14 protein-coding genes are annotated in these 14,641 nt (G+C 73.1%); 6 read left to right on the top strand and 8 right to left on the bottom strand.

Annotation, left to right across the window (positions count from 1 at the left end; all coding sequences use genetic code 11):
• Positions 1 to 16: 16 nt before the first annotated feature.
• Positions 17 to 691, bottom strand: a complete 675-nt coding sequence (locus tag ACIRVH_RS29635) for a carbonic anhydrase (protein ID WP_403959268.1) — start codon at positions 689 to 691, stop codon at positions 17 to 19.
• 369 nt (positions 692 to 1,060) lie between these two features.
• Between ACIRVH_RS29635 and ACIRVH_RS29630 the strand changes: the two genes are divergently transcribed.
• The gene (locus tag ACIRVH_RS29630) at positions 1,061 to 1,906 is read left to right on the top strand and encodes a MurR/RpiR family transcriptional regulator (protein ID WP_403959752.1); all 846 of its coding nucleotides are present in this window, start codon (positions 1,061 to 1,063) and stop codon (positions 1,904 to 1,906) included.
• A gap of 104 nt (positions 1,907 to 2,010) precedes the next feature.
• Complete coding sequence (locus ACIRVH_RS29625; RefSeq protein WP_403959265.1) at positions 2,011 to 2,595, top strand: hypothetical protein; 585 nt, start codon at positions 2,011 to 2,013, stop codon at positions 2,593 to 2,595.
• A gap of 4 nt (positions 2,596 to 2,599) precedes the next feature.
• Here the strand turns inward: ACIRVH_RS29625 and ACIRVH_RS29620 are convergent, their stop codons facing one another.
• From ACIRVH_RS29620 to ACIRVH_RS29600, 5 genes are all read right to left on the bottom strand, one after another.
• Positions 2,600 to 2,974, bottom strand: a complete 375-nt coding sequence (locus ACIRVH_RS29620) for a hypothetical protein (RefSeq protein ID WP_145876651.1) — start codon at positions 2,972 to 2,974, stop codon at positions 2,600 to 2,602.
• 10 nt (positions 2,975 to 2,984) lie between these two features.
• Positions 2,985 to 3,476, bottom strand: coding sequence for a roadblock/LC7 domain-containing protein (locus tag ACIRVH_RS29615; protein WP_403959264.1), 492 nt, complete (start codon positions 3,474 to 3,476; stop codon positions 2,985 to 2,987).
• Positions 3,477 to 3,507: 31 nt separating this feature from the next.
• Positions 3,508 to 4,326: a transcriptional regulator gene (locus ACIRVH_RS29610; RefSeq protein WP_403959262.1), complete on the bottom strand. Its 819-nt coding sequence runs from the start codon at positions 4,324 to 4,326 to the stop codon at positions 3,508 to 3,510.
• On the bottom strand, positions 4,323 to 4,712 hold the full coding sequence (locus ACIRVH_RS29605; RefSeq protein ID WP_393471491.1) for a hypothetical protein: 390 nt from the start codon (positions 4,710 to 4,712) through the stop codon (positions 4,323 to 4,325). Before ACIRVH_RS29605 ends, ACIRVH_RS29610 begins: the two co-directional genes overlap by 4 nt.
• Positions 4,713 to 4,891: 179 nt before the next feature.
• Positions 4,892 to 6,265, bottom strand: a complete 1,374-nt coding sequence (locus ACIRVH_RS29600; RefSeq protein WP_403959260.1) for a diaminopimelate decarboxylase — start codon at positions 6,263 to 6,265, stop codon at positions 4,892 to 4,894.
• Positions 6,266 to 6,412: 147 nt separating this feature from the next.
• Here ACIRVH_RS29600 and hutU point away from each other — a divergent pair, with 147 nt between their 5' ends.
• The 4 genes from hutU to hutI all read left to right on the top strand — a co-directional run bounded on the left by hutU (position 6,413) and on the right by hutI (position 11,890).
• Entirely contained in the window at positions 6,413 to 8,077 is a 1,665-nt protein-coding gene (gene hutU / locus ACIRVH_RS29595) for a urocanate hydratase (RefSeq protein ID WP_403959258.1), read from the top strand.
• Entirely contained in the window at positions 8,074 to 9,291 is a 1,218-nt protein-coding gene (locus ACIRVH_RS29590; protein ID WP_403959256.1) for an allantoate amidohydrolase, read from the top strand. Before hutU ends, ACIRVH_RS29590 begins: the two co-directional genes overlap by 4 nt.
• Positions 9,288 to 10,649, top strand: a complete 1,362-nt coding sequence (locus tag ACIRVH_RS29585) for a formimidoylglutamate deiminase (RefSeq protein ID WP_403959253.1) — start codon at positions 9,288 to 9,290, stop codon at positions 10,647 to 10,649. The genes ACIRVH_RS29590 and ACIRVH_RS29585 overlap by 4 nt, the downstream gene beginning before the upstream one ends.
• A 65-nt stretch (positions 10,650 to 10,714) precedes the next feature.
• Positions 10,715 to 11,890, top strand: a complete 1,176-nt coding sequence (gene hutI, locus ACIRVH_RS29580) for an imidazolonepropionase (protein WP_403959250.1) — start codon at positions 10,715 to 10,717, stop codon at positions 11,888 to 11,890.
• A 21-nt stretch (positions 11,891 to 11,911) separates the two neighbouring features.
• Here hutI and ACIRVH_RS29575 read toward each other — a convergent pair whose 3' ends face one another.
• Together ACIRVH_RS29575 and ACIRVH_RS29570 are read right to left on the bottom strand one after the other, a co-directional pair.
• Positions 11,912 to 13,453, bottom strand: a complete 1,542-nt coding sequence (locus tag ACIRVH_RS29575; RefSeq protein ID WP_403959248.1) for a ricin-type beta-trefoil lectin domain protein — start codon at positions 13,451 to 13,453, stop codon at positions 11,912 to 11,914.
• 182 nt (positions 13,454 to 13,635) lie between these two features.
• Positions 13,636 to 14,541 carry an RNA polymerase sigma factor SigF gene (locus ACIRVH_RS29570; RefSeq protein ID WP_403959245.1) on the bottom strand — a complete coding sequence of 302 codons (906 nt, stop codon included), beginning with the start codon at positions 14,539 to 14,541 and terminating at the stop codon, positions 13,636 to 13,638.
• Positions 14,542 to 14,641: the final 100 nt, after the last annotated feature.

The raw sequence follows: 14,641 nt of genomic DNA, 5'->3' as shown, positions 1-14,641 counted from the left end.
TTCGAGGGGGTGGGGTTCAGGGCAGCAGGGACACGAGCCCCGTGTCGAGGTCGGAGCGGGCGGCCGTGACGTGGGCCGAGGTGAAGGCCGGGTCGGCGCGGATCGCGTCCCGGACCCATGCCGTGTGGGCGCGCATGGTGTGCTCGGCCCAGTCGCCGGGCAGCGCCCGGGTGCGGCGGGCGGCGGGGGCGATCTCGTCCACCAGCAGTTCCAGGTGGCCCGGCACCGGCGCGCCCGTGCGCAGATGGTCCAGCGTGGCGGCGACGGCCCCGCAGCGCTCGTGCCCGAGCACCAGCACCAGCGGGACGCCCAGCTCCTGGACGCCGTACTGGATGGAGCCGAGCACGGCCTCGTCCAGCACCTGGCCTGCGGTCCTTATGCACAGCACGTCGCCGAGTCCGAGGTCGAAGACCAGCTCCGGCGGCACCCGGGAGTCGATGCAGCCGACGATCACCGCGAACGGGTCCTGCGCGGCGGCCAGCAGGCGGCGCCGGCCGGGGCTGTCGCGCGGGTGGCGGGGGTGGCCGGCGGCGTAGCGGCGGTTGCCCGCGAGGAGTTCGTCGAGGGCGGTGCGCGCGGTGTGCGCCGCGCTCGGGGGGAGGGGACGGGGACCGGGGGCGGCCGTCGCCGGGGCGGCGGTCAGGGCGGTGACGGCGGTGGCCGTCAGGAAGGCCCTGCGGTTGGAGGCCATGACGCTTCCTCAGGAGTCGTGCCAGTAGCGCACGTTCACCGTAAGCAGCCGCTCGGTCACCCTGAGTGTCGGTTTAACGACACTTGGTTGTTTCGTCGTCGGATCATCGCCACGGCGATACCGCCTCTTGCCCGGCTGCATAACGTCATGCAGAGTTCTTGGTGTGTGAATAGCTGAGGGGAGTCCAGGCTTGCTGTCGTCTCGTATCAGGGGTGTGCCGGCGGGGCACGCTGTAATCTCCCCGGGCGTCGAGGGACGGGCGGGTTCCGTCCCGCTCGCAGCGTCCGTCCGGAGGGGGAGCACGGCATGAGCGTGGACAGGGGTACCGGTGTGACGACCGAGACGACGGTCGAGGCGGCTTCCGAGGCGATGCCCGCCGTTGTGGACAGCCCGGCCGCCCGGCTGCAGGTGCTCTTCGAGGGGCACCGGCTCACGCCCACCCAGCGCCGCATCGCCCACAGCATGGTGCGCCGGGCCGCCGACGTGCCCTTCCTGTCCAGCGTCGAGCTGGCCGAGCTGGCCGGGGTCAGCCAGCCGTCGGTGACCCGGTTCGCGGTCGCCCTCGGCTTCGACGGCTACCCGGCGCTGCGCAAGCACCTGCGCGAGGTCGTGCCCGCCGAACCGGTCGCGGAGGCGGGCTCGTACAACGAGTACCAGCAGGCCGTCGAGGCCGAGATCGAGAACCTGAAGCACCTCGCGGAGCTGCTCGCCGACCCCCGCCCGGTGCAGCGGGCCGGCCGGGTCCTGGCCGCCTCCCGCCCGCTGCCGGTGCTCGGACTGCGCGCCGCAGCCTCCCAGGCCTACGGCTTCGCGTACTTCGCCGCCAAGGTCCACCCGGACGTCCGGCTGCTCAACGAGGGCGGCACGATGATCCACGACCGCATCGACGCGGCCGTCCGCGCGGGCGCCTCCGCCCTGCTGTGCTTCGCGCTGCCCCGGCATCCGCGCGAGGTCGTCGACACCCTCGCCTATGCCAAGGAGGCGGGCCTGACCGTCGTCACGGTCGCCGACTCCGCCTTCGCGCCCGTCGCCAAGTACTCCGACCTGCTGCTGCCCGCCGCCGTCGGCACCGGGCTCGCCTTCGACACCGCGTGCGCGCCCATGCTGCTCGGGCGGGTGCTGCTGGAGGCGGTCTGCGACGACCTGCCGGAGGCCCAGGCCCGGCTGGAGGAGTTCGACGCGCACGCGGCGGCCCGCGGACTGTTCGTCGAATAGGCCGTACGGGCCGAACGGCCCGGCGCGCTCTCAGACTCGTCTCACGTTCGCTCGTTACCGTGCCCGGCCGACAGCACTGTGCCGGGACGACGAGGAGGCGGATCGTGGCGCGCGGAGGACAGGGACTGGCCCGGGTGGCCGTCGTCGTACGGGCCGGGGCCGCACCGCTGTGGTGGTTCGGGGTGTTCGCCGCGGGGACCGGGGTCCTGCTGCCCGGGGTGACCGGGCGCCGGATCGGCGTGCTCGCGGGGGCCGCGCTGTTCCTGATCACCGCCGCCGTCGTGGCGCTGGTCCGGCGCAGGCGGTACGCCGCCCTCGCGCGCGGGGCCGCCCGTGCGGGCAAGTTCGACGTCCTGCAGGACCGGGCGGTGACCGTGCGCAGCTGGCGCCGGGGACACCGCTGGTGGCTGCTGCTCGCCTTCGCCGTCGCGTTCGGCAGCTCCTTCGCGGTGCCCGCGGCCGGGGGCATGCTGCTCGCCGGGGCCGGCACCGGGCTGCGGCTGAAGGCCGCCTGGCTCGGGCGGCGCGAGCGGGCCGAGGACACCCTGCTCTGGGTGCGGGTCGACTGGCTCGACCGCCGGGGCGGGAGCCCGGCGGGCACGGCCGTGAAGGGCCTGCGCGGCACGGGCCTCGCGGCCGGCGACGCGGCCCCGGGCGGAACCCGCCGCCGCGCCGCAGCGCTCGTCTGACCTGTCAGACCTCCAGGACTGCCTCGATCCCCTTCAGCTGGTGCCGGGCCATCGCCAGGTTGGCCCGGCTGGCGTCGAGGACCAGGTAGAGGAACAGGCCGTTGCCGCCGCGGCCCTTGAGCAGGCGGATCAGGTGGTACTGGTCCGACAGTGTGATCAGGATGTCCTCGATGTCGCCCTTGAGTCCCAGGTGCTCCATCGTGCGCATCTTGGCGCGGATCACGTCCGTGTTGCCGGCGGCGGCCACGTTCAGGTCGAAGCTCTTGCTGCCGCCCATCGTGCCGAGCGCCATGCCGCTGGTGTAGTCGACGAGCGCGACGCCGGTGGCGCCCTCAATGGAGGTCAGCGCCTCTTTCAGTGCGGTCTCGGTGTTGGCCATGGTGGTCCTTTCAGCTGTCGGTTGCGGTGCGCGCCTCGGTCGTGGTCCGTGGCGCGCGCGTGGTTCTGGTCCGTGGTGCGGATGTGGTCCTGGTGGCCGGCCGGGTGGCTTCCGCGGCGGCTTCGGCGGCGTCGAGCAGTTCCCCGACGCGGGCGGCCGAGCGGCGGCCCTCCAGATGCAGCCGGCCGACGTTGACCCGGTCCTGGGCGAGCAGCGTCAGCACGGCGGTGCGGCCGGCCGCGTAGGTGGCGACGTAGCCGTTCTCGCCACGCACCAGCAGTTCCCGGAAGCCGTCGCTCCCGGTGGCGTCGGCCATCCGTACGGCGACGCCCAGCGCGGCCGCGGTGAGTGCCGCCAGCCCCTCCGGGTCGACACCGGGGGTGTCGTGGGCGACGGCGAGACCGTCGACGCCGGCCGCGAGGGCGCCGGTGAGCTGCGGCACGCGGGTCCGCAGTCGACGCAGCTCGTCCAGGACGGCGTCGAGGTCCTGTGCGGACACCATCAGCTCTCTCCTCTCGGCGGGTTGGTGCCGTTCAAAGCGCCTCCAGCGCATCCCTGAGCCTCTTCAGCAGCGCGATGTCGGGGTCGGTGACCGTGAGCGGTGGAGCCGGGGGAACCGGCGGCGGGGCGGGGGCCACGGGTATCGGCCTGAGGAGTCCGGCCGCCGAGAGGCGGCGTACGTCCACCAGCGTGTGGAACGCCTGCCTGCCCAGGTTGCGGGCGATCTCCAGAGCCGTGCGGACGCCGTCCACCCGGTCCAGGACCGCCCGCTGACGGGGGGTGACCGGCGCCGTGGCGGCCGGGTCGGCGCGGATCAGCGGCGTGTTGTCGGCCGCCGGGTCCGGCCACAGACGGTGCAGCAGCAGCCGGCGGCGCAGCGTCTCGCGTTCCAGTGCGATGACCGGCACCGAGGGCAGCGGGCCGAGGCGGGGCGCCCGGGCGTACCGGAAGCGGCCCGGTGCGCTGCTCGGCGACAGGGCGAAGTAGCCGGCGTCGTACAGCGCGTCCAGGTGGCACAGCTCCAGCGCGCCCTCCGGCAGCAGCCCGGCGTCCAGCAGCAGCCGGGCCGCTTCCGCCGGGTCGTCGGCCTGCCCGGCAGCCCGCTGCCAGGCGGTCGTGGCCAGGGTGCCGTGGGCCGTGAGGAGCACGTCGAGACCCGGGGCATGGGGGCTCTCGGCGTGCACCACCCGGCCCTCGGCGAGGTGCAGGGTGCCGTGCTCACGGACGAGGACACCGGTGGCCTGCTCCTCGGCGAGCCGCCGGAGCATCGGGGACAGCGCGCCCGCCGTACGGTCCTGGACCCCGGCCTTGTCCCGCACCGGCAGCGGCGGAGGCGTTTCGACCATCGTCATCCCAGCACCAACCGGGCGGCCATCTCGCCGAGCCGGATCCGGGCGAGGGCGAGATTGCCCTCCTCCCGGCCCAGCCACAGGTGCAGGAAGACGCTGCTGTCGAAGGACGTGTCCACGAACCGCAGCAGGTGGTAGCTGTCGTGGTTGCTGACGATCACGTCCTCGACGGGCGGACCGACGTCGTCGCCGTCCCCGGCCGCGAAGGCGCCGTGTTCGGCGGCCAGCCGGGCCAGTTCGGCGGCCTCGGCCGCGGTGGTCTCGTGGTCACCGCCGGGGGCGTCCCCGACGGTGCCCAGGGCCAGTCCGCTCGTCCAGTCCACCAGGGAGGCTCCCCGAGCACCGGGCAACCGCATCGCTTCCAGCAAGCACTCGTCGATTCCGGGCACCCTGGCTTCCCTCCCGCCTGTGACTCCGGTTGAGTGACAGGGACACTACGCAACGTGTGCGCGAGAGGTGAGTGCTTTGGCATTTTCCGATGGAACATGCGCCCGGCGTACTAGTGTGGGTCAACTGACGACTGTTTTCGGGCAGTTGACCCAGTTGTTCGAGATGCGCCCGGGGTACGTCAACGGCTCCCGGACGCGCGCAGGGTGGTGAGCGTGGAGGCGTGCGCCCCACCGGACTCGGCCACGATCTCCGCCACGGTCTGCGGCTCCCGCACGGTCGCGAAGGCCACGCCTCCCGTGCCGTCGGGTGCGAAGCCGTAGATCCCCGGCCGGGCGAGGGAGTTGTAGGCGAAGTGGTGGGCGAAGTAGTACGCGCCCGTGTCCAGTGCCGCCGCGTAGTCGCCCTGCTCCAGCAGGGGCAGCGTGCGCCCCTCGGCGAGCAGGTCGCCCGAGAAGCAGGCCGGGCCGGCCACGTCCTGCACCACCTCGGGGCCCGACCGGGGCCGCCCCTTGGCGTCGTACGCGGCGATCCGCAGCGGCCACGCCCCGGGCGCGTACACGGTCCGCGTGGCCACCTGCACGCCCGCGTGTGTCACCGCGATCCGTCGTCCGCCGGAGCTCTTGGTGTACTCCACCCGCGCCACCACCGTGCCGTGCCTGGCCAGCAGCGACCGCCCGAACTCGGTCACCAGCCCGTACCGCCCGTCGAACAGCCCCGGCACCTCCTCGGCCAGCAGGCGCGCGTACTGCGCGTACGTCGGCGTCGTCGCTTCGGCCGTGAAGTCGACCGGCAGCCCGCCGCCGATGTCGAGCGTGTCGATCTGCCGCCGCCCGATCCGCGCGTTGATCTCCTCCGCGAGCGCGTACGTCTCCGCCACGCCCCGTGCCAGCAGCGGCAGCGGGATGCCCTGCGAACCGGTGTGCGCGTGCAGCCGGGTCAGCCACGGCCGGTCCGCGTACGCCCGCACGACCCACTCCCGGGCTCCCTCGTCGCGCAGCGCCACTCCGAACTTGGAGGTCTCCGTCGCCGTCGAGGTCGCCCCGATGGTGCCGCCGCCGATCTGCGGGTTGACCCGGATGCCGAGCGGCGAGGGGCCGGGGGCCGACCGGACGAGGGCGTCGAGCCGGTCCAGCTCCTGCGGGTTGTCCGCGTTGACGGCGACGCCCAACGCGAGCGCCTCGCGCAGCTCGGCCGGGGTCTTGGCGGGCGAGTCGAGCACCGTACGGTCCGCCGGCACCCCCGCCGCCCGCGCCAGCGCCAGCTCGCCCGGGCTCGCCACCTCCGCGCCGATGCCCTCCTCGTGCAGCAGGCGCAGCACCGGCACCAGCGGGGTCGCCTTCACCGCGAAGGCGTGCAGCACCGGCGTCCCCGGCGCCGTGACCGCGTCGAACGCCGCCCGCAGGGCCGCTGCCGACCCCCGGATGCCGGTGACGTCCAGCAGCGCCACCACGGCCGCGTCCGGCCCCAGCAGCCCCTGCTCCACCGCGCCGCGCACCGCCTCGTCCCGCCGGGCGGCCCGCTCCCGGGCCTCGCTGTCGGTGTCCTGGTCCACGACCTGTCCTCCTGTCGCCCTGCCCGCGTGTTCGGGTGATTCCAGCCAAACACCCACGACGCGCGGACGGGGTGCCGCCAATGTATTGACTAGTTCTATTCAGGAAGTCAGGATGTGAATAGAGATAGCAACAGGAGGAGGCAGACGATGTCGGGACCCCGCCCCGTACGAGCACCGCGCGGCACGGAACTGAGCGCCCTGGGATGGCAGCAGGAAGCCGCTCTGCGGATGCTGCAGAACAACCTCGACCCCGAGGTCGCCGAGCACCCCGACAAGCTTGTCGTCTACGGCGGCACCGGCAAGGCCGCCCGTGACTGGCGCTCCTTCGACGCGATGGTGCGCACGCTGAGGACCCTGAAGCAGGACGAGACCATGCTGGTCCAGTCCGGCCGCCCGGTCGGCGTCATGCAGACCCACGAGTGGGCCCCGCGTGTCCTCATCGCCAACTCCAACCTGGTCGGCGACTGGGCCAACTGGGAGGAGTTCCGCCGTCTGGAGGCCCTCGGCCTGACCATGTACGGTCAGATGACCGCCGGTTCCTGGATCTACATCGGCACCCAGGGCATCCTGCAGGGCACCTACGAGACCTTCGCCGCCGTCGCCGCGAAGAAGTTCAACGGCACCCTCGCCGGGACCATCACCCTCACCGCCGGCCTCGGCGGCATGGGCGGCGCCCAGCCGCTCGCCGTGACCATGAACGACGGCGTTGCCATCTGCATCGACTGCGACCCGCGCGCCATCGAGCGCCGCATCGAGCACCGCTACCTGGACGTCAGGGCCGACAACCTCGACCACGCGCTCCAGCTGGCCACCGAGGCCCGTGACCAGCGCAAGCCGCTCTCCATCGGTGTCCTCGGCAACGCCGCCGAGCTGGTCCCGCAGCTGCTCGCGATGAACGCCCCGATCGACATCGTCACCGACCAGACCTCCGCCCACGACCCGCTGTCCTACCTGCCGGTCGGCGTGGCCTTCGAGGACATGGCCGACGCCGCCGCCAAGGACCCGGCCGGCTTCACCACGCGGGCCCGTGAGGCGATGGCGAAGCACGTCGAGGCGATGGTCGGCTTCATGGACGCCGGCGCCGAGGTCTTCGACTACGGCAACTCCATCCGCGGCGAGGCCCAGCTGGCCGGCTACGACCGCGCGTTCGCCTTCCCCGGCTTCGTCCCCGCCTACATCCGCCCGCTGTTCTGCGAGGGCAAGGGCCCCTTCCGCTGGGCCGCCCTGTCCGGCGAGGCCTCGGACATCGCCAAGACCGACAAGGCGATGCTGGAGCTCTTCCCGGAGAACGAGTCCCTGCACCGCTGGATCAAGATGGCCGGCGAGCGCGTCCACTTCCAGGGCCTGCCCGCCCGTATCTGCTGGCTCGGCTACGGTGAGCGCGACAAGGCCGGCGAGCGCTTCAACGACATGGTGGCCTCCGGCGAGCTGGCGGCTCCGCTGGCCATCGGCCGCGACCACCTCGACTGCGGCTCCGTCGCCTCCCCGTACCGCGAGACCGAGGCCATGCTCGACGGCTCCGACGCGATCGCCGACTGGCCGCTGCTGAACGCCATGGTCAACGTGGCCTCCGGTGCGTCGTGGGTGTCCATCCACCACGGCGGCGGCGTGGGCATGGGCCGCTCCATCCACGCCGGCCAGGTCACGGTGGCCGACGGCACGAAGCTGGCCGGCGAGAAGATCCGGCGCGTCCTCACCAACGACCCCGGTATGGGTGTCATCCGGCACGTGGACGCCGGGTACGACATCGCGGAGTCGGTCGCGCAGGAGCGCGGGGTCCGGGTGCCCATGCGCGAGGGTGACCAGGCGTGACCTTCCACAGCATGTGGGCGGAGCTGCTGCCGATCGGCCGCAGCTCCGCCTCCGGCGGCTACCGGCGCTACGCCTGGACCGGTGCCGACGCCGAGTGCCGGGCCTGGTTCCAGGAGCAGGCCGAGGCGCGGGGGCTGGCCTACGAGGTCGACCGGAACGGGAACCAGTGGGCCTGGCTCGGGGATCCGGCCGCCGGGGACGCCGTCGTCACCGGGTCGCATCTGGACTCGGTGCCGGACGGCGGCGCCTTCGACGGGCCTCTCGGGGTCGTCTCCTCCTTCGCCGCCCTGGACGAGCTGCGCAGCAGGAACGTGCGGTTCGCCAAGCCCCTCGCCCTCGTCAACTTCGGTGACGAGGAGGGTGCCCGGTTCGGGCTGGCCTGTGTCGGCTCCCGGCTCACCGCCGGGGAGCTGACCGTCGAGCAGGCCCACCGGCTCACCGACGGCGACGGGGTCAGCCTCCCCAAGGCCATGGAGGCCGCCGGGTACGACCCCGACGGCATCGGGGCCGACCCGGAGCGGCTGGCCCGTATCGGCGCCTTCGTCGAACTGCACGTCGAGCAGGGCCGCGCGCTGGACCTGTCCGGCGACCGGGTCGGCGTCGCCAGTGCCATCTGGCCGCACGGCCGCTGGCGCTTCGACTTCCGCGGCGAGGCCAACCACGCCGGCACCACCCGGCTGGTCGACCGGCGCGACCCGATGCTGTCGTACGCCGAGACCGTGCTGGCCGCCCGCCGGGAGGCCGAACTCGCCGGTGCCGTCGCCACCTTCGGCAAGATCTCCGTCGAGCCGAACGGCGTCAACGCCATCCCCTCCCTGGTGCGCGGCTGGCTCGACTCCCGCGCCGCCGACCAGCAGACCCTGGACACGGTCGTCGGCGGCATCGAGAAGGCCGCCCGGGAGTACGCGGACGCCCACGGCATCGACCTCGACGTCGTCCGGGAGTCCTTCACCCCGGTGGTCGAGTTCGACCACGCGCTCCGGGACGAACTCGGCCGCATCCTGGGCAGGGACACCGGTCTGAAGGTGCCCGTCCTCGGGACCGGTGCCGGACACGACGCCGGAATCCTCTCCGGGCGCATTCCGACCGCCATGCTGTTCGTGCGCAACCCCACCGGCGTCTCGCACTCCCCGGCCGAGTTCGCGGCCGAGGACGACTGCGTGGCCGGGGTGAGCGCGCTCGCCGACGTACTGGAAGGGCTGGCCTGCACGTGACCACACGGACGTACTGGCTGGAGCACGCCTGGCTCGACACCAACGTCGAGCCGGGCGTGGGCCTGACCGTGTCGACCAGCGGCTCCGCCGCGGGGTCGGACGGCCGCATCACCGACGTCCGCACGGGCGTCGACACCCCGCCGCCCGGCGCCGAGATCCTGCGCGGGCTGACCCTCCCCGGCCTGGCCAACGCCCACTCGCACGCCTTCCACCGGGCGCTGCGCGGCACGGTCCAGGTCGGTTCCGGCACCTTCTGGACCTGGCGCGAGGTGATGTACTCCGTCGCCGACCACCTGACCCCGGAGACCTACCACGCCCTCGCCCGCGCGGTGTACGCCGAGATGGCCCTGGCCGGCGTCACCTGTGTCGGCGAGTTCCACTACGTGCACCACGCCCCCGGCGGCAGGCCCTACGCCGACCCCAACGCCATGGGCGAGGCGCTGATCGCGGCGGCCGCCGAGGCCGGAATCCGCATCACCCTGCTGGACACCGCCTACCTCTCCTCCGGCTTCGGCGCGGAACCCGACGCGCACCAGCGGCGCTTCTCCGACGGCGACGCGGAGGCCTGGGCCGAACGCTGTGCAGTTCTCAAGGAGCGGGACCACGCGCGGATCGGGGCGGCGATTCACTCCGTACGGGCCGTGCCCGCGGACCAGTTGGCGACCGTGGCGCGGTGGGCGCAGGAGCGGCGGGCCCCGCTGCACGTGCACCTGTCCGAGCAGACGGCGGAGAACGACGCCTGCCAGGCCGCGCACGGCTGCACCCCCACCCGGCTGCTCGCCGACCACGGCGTCCTCGGGCCGCGCACCACCGGTGTGCACAACACCCACCTCACCGACGAGGACATCGCGCTGCTCGGTGACTCCGGCACCGGCACCTGCATGTGCCCGACGACCGAGCGCGACCTGGCGGACGGCATCGGCCCCGCCGTCGCCCTGCAGCGGGCGGGCTCCCCGCTCTCCCTCGGCTCCGACAGCCACGCCGTCATCGACCTGCTCGAAGAGGCACGCGCGATGGAGCTGAACGAGCGGCTGCGCACCCGCACCCGGGGCCACTGGACCGCCTCGGCGCTACTGCGGGCCGCCACCGCCGACGGCCACGCGGCCCTCGGCTGGACGGACGCCGGCACCATCGAGCCCGGTGCGCTCGCCGACCTGACGACGATCGCCCTGGACTCGGTCAGGACGGCCGGACCGCTGCCCAGGCTGGGCGCCGAGACGGCCGTATTCGCGGCGAGCGCGGCGGACGTACGGCACACGATCGTGGGCGGCCGCCAGGTCGTACGGGACGGTGTGCACGCGCTCGTGCCCGACGTGCCGTCGGCACTCGCGGAAGCGATCGACGCCCTGCGCGGCTGACCACCGCCCAACCCGCCGAACCCGCCGAACCCGCCGAACCCCACCCGGCCACCCCTGAGGACACCATGAGCAGCAGCACCGTCATCACCAACATCGCCACGCTGGTCACCAACGACCCCTCCCTTGGTGACGGGTCTCCCTTGGGCCTGATCCAGGACGCGGCCGTCGTCATCGACGGCGACCGTGTCGCGTGGACCGGTGAATCCAGCAAAGCACCCGCCACTGACAACCGGGTCGACGCGGGCGGCCGGGCGGTGCTGCCGGGCTTCGTGGACTCCCACTCCCACCTGGTCTTCGCCGGCGACCGCACGCAGGAGTTCAACGCCCGCATGTCCGGCCGCTCCTACACTGCGGGCGGCATCCGCACCACGGTCGCGGCCACCCGCGCCGCGACCGACGCGGAACTGGAGGCGAACCTCACCCGCTACCTGGACGAGGCGCTCCGCCAGGGCACCACCACCTTCGAGACGAAGTCGGGCTACGGCCTCACGGTCGAGGACGAGTCCCGCGCCCTCGCCATCGCGGCCCGGCACACCGACGAGGTGACCTACCTCGGCGCCCACATCGTCTCCCCGGACTACGCCGACGACCCGGCGGCCTACGTCGCCCTGGTCACCGGCGAGATGCTGGACGCCTGCGCGCCCCATGCCCGCTGGATCGACGTCTTCTGCGAGAAGGGCGCCTTCGACGGCGACCAGGCCCGCACGATCCTGACCGCGGGCAAGGCCAGGGGGCTGCACCCCCGCGTCCATGCCAACCAGCTCTCCTACGGCCCCGGCGTCCAGCTGGCCGTCGAACTGGACGCGGCGAGCGCCGACCACTGCACCCACCTCACGGACGCGGACGTCGACGCCCTCGCGAACGGCAACACGGTCGCCACCCTCCTGCCGGGCGCCGAGTTCTCCACCCGTGCCGAGTGGCCGGACGCCCGCCGCCTCCTGGACGCGGGCGTGACGGTCGCCCTCTCCACGGACTGCAACCCGGGCTCGTCCTTCACCTCGTCCGTGCCCTTCTGCATCGCCTTGGCCGTCCGCGACATGCGGATGACCCCCGACGAGGCGGTCTGGTCGGCCACCGCGGGCGGCGCTGCGGCCCTCCGCCGCACGGACATCGGCCGGCTCACCCCGGGCGCGTACGCGGACCTGACGCTCCTGGACGCCCCGAGCCACGTCCACCTGGCGTACCGGCCGGGTGTGCCGCTGGTCAGCGGGGTCTGGCGCAGGGGCGAGCAGGTCCTGTGAGTGCGCGGGCGGGGGTCGCTCTCAGGCGGCCCCCGCCCGCCACCGCTGTTCCGACCCCCCGTCCAACGGATCCAGCCCCACGTCGCCCCACCCCTCCGGCGTCACCGCCGTCTCGATGGCGATCGCCGGGCGGATCGTGCCGTCGGGGTCGACGGTGAAGCGGAGGTTCTGGCCGTTGGAGCCGTAGACCGAGTCGCAGCCCCAGATGCCCACGCCGCGGTCGGTCGAGCCGCGGCTGTCCAGGCAGAAGTCGGAGTCGGCGGCCGAGCGGAGGACACCCAGGTAGGTGTCGAGGCGCCAGCGCTGGGTGGGGGACGAGGAGCAGCGGGCCGTGATGACGTCGTTGCCCTGGGAGAGGTCGCCGTCGCGGATGTCGAGACAGCGGCCCGTGGCGAGGTTCACCACCTGGGCGTAGGTGCTGCCCGGGGGCGAGAACGAGGGCGTGGGGGACGGACTCGGGGTGCGGCTGGGGCGTGGCGACGGGGTCGGCCGGTGCGAGGACCGCTTCGGGGACGGGGACTTGGTGGTGCGGGCCGGGGTCGGGGTCGGCGAGGGGGACGGGGTCAGCGAGACCGTCGCCGTCACCGTCACCGGTGGGGGTGCGGGCGTGGCGGCCACCGTCTGCCGGCCGGAGTCGCCCGGCGGGGACAGCAGGAACACCAACAGCGGGAACAGGGCCACGCCCAGGGCCGCCGAGGCCAGCAGGTAGCGGCGCCGGGATGGCCAACCGGCCTGGGTGGCAGGCGGTTCGGGGGCGAGGAGGGGCTGGTCGGGGCGGATGTACGACATCCCGTTCCACGGCAGCAGGCCCTCCGCCAGAGTCTGCCTCGGGGCGTCCCGCAGTGCGGTCAGGTCCTCGAACGCGGCCGCACAGTACGGGCAGTGGGCCCGGTGGGCGTCCAGGTCGGGACTGCGGCGGGGACCGTCCTGCCGTACCGCCTCCTCGATCAGCCGGCGGAAGTCGGCGCAGCGCGGGTCGTCGGACGCGGCCAGACGGTGTCTCAGGCACGCCTCGGCCAGGGACTTGAGAGCCGGCTGGGTGCAGTGGGCCACGTCCGCGCGGCTCAGACCGAGGAAGGCCGCGGTGCGCTCCACGGGTTCCGCTTCGAGGACGCCGTACCAGATCAGGCCCTGGGTGCGGGACGGGAGCGCCTGGAACGCCGGGAGGAGGGGAGGGGTCGGACCGTCGGGCAGGCCACTGGAGTTCAGGACCAGGAGCAGGGCCGGGTCCACCCCCGCGGAGCGTTCGTCGGCCGCCCAGCCCGCCGCCAGTTGCGCGGTGAGGAGCAGGAGCCGGTGGCGCAGCGGGACACTCGGTTCCCGGCCGCGGGCCGTCTCACGGGCCGCCGTGGTGATGGCCTCCGCCGCCAGCCGGCGTGCGGCGGACTCGCTCGCGGTGCACAGCCGGGCGTAGGCGAGGACCGCCGGGTGGTGCCGGCGGCGCAGCTCCTGCAGTGCCGGGTAGGCCGTCGGAGTAGGGGCGCGCAGCAGTTCCGTCAGCCGCGCGTCCGGTGCGTCCGCGTGTTCCGCGCCCGCTTCGGCCCGGTCGCCGCCCTGAGCCATCCCGCACACTCCGTTCCCCCGAGACCTTTGACATACCTGTCAGTTGTGGGGGCCCATCGTGGTGGAGGGGTGCGGTTCGGAAAAGACGTTTCCCGGGGTAACCACATAACGGTTCGGGTGATCGAACACGGCGAAGCGGCCCGGCGTCGTCGGCCGGACCGCTTCCCACGGGTGACGGAGGGTCACTCCTCCAGGGTCAGCCCCCTGCGCAGCCGCACCAGGGTCCGCGACAGCAGGCGGGAGACGTGCATCTGGGAGATGCCCAGTTCCTCGCCGATCTCCGACTGGGTCATGCCCGCGACGAAGCGCAGGGAGAGGATCTTCCGGTCCCGGGGCGGGAGTTCGGCGATCAGGGGCTTCAGTGACTCTACGTACTCGATGCCTTCGAGTCCGTGGTCCTCGTACCCGATGCGGTCCGCGAGCGCGCCCTCGGAGTCGTCCTCCTCGGGCTGTGCGTCCAGGGAGGAGGCGGTGTAGGCGTTCGAGGCGGCCATGCCCTCGACGACCTCGTCGTCGGACAGGCCGAGCCGCTCGGCGAGTTCCCCGACCGTGGGGGCGCGGTCCAGCTTCTGGGCCAGTTCGTCCCCGGCCTTGGCCAGGTCGAGGCGCAGCTCCTGCAGCCGGCGCGGTACGCGCACGGACCACGAGGTGTCGCGGAAGAAGCGCTTGATCTCGCCGATGATGGTCGGCATCGCGAAGGTGGGGAACTCCACACCGCGGGTGAGCTCGAAGCGGTCGATCGCCTTGATCAGGCCGATGGTGCCGACCTGGACGATGTCCTCCATCGGTTCGCTGCGGGAGCGGAAGCGGGAGGCCGCGAACTTGACGAGCGCGAGGTTCAGTTCGACGAGCGTGTTGCGGACGTACGCGTACTCGTGCGTGCCTTCCTCCAGCGACGCCAGCCGCTCGAAGAGGGTCTTGGACAGGGCCCGCGCGTTGACGGGGTCGACCTCGTCGAAGGGCGGGATCTCCGGGAGCCCCGCGAGGGGGTCGTGGGTGTCGACGGGATCGAGGGGATGATCCAGTTGTTCCCGTGGGGGTGTCGACGTCGCGATACGGGTAGGCGATTCGTCGAGCCGGGGTGACATGGGTGTCCTCCGTCGTTCTCGGCATATGGCTGCCGAAGCCAATACGTGCACTGCGGTGTGCGGCGCCTCCGAGGCCGGCGTGTAGGGATGCGTGTCCCTA

The organism is Streptomyces sp. NPDC101165 (assembly GCF_044768135.1).
Lineage (GTDB): Bacteria > Actinomycetota > Actinomycetes > Streptomycetales > Streptomycetaceae > Streptomyces.
This window is presented reverse-complemented; position numbering and strand designations above follow the sequence as displayed.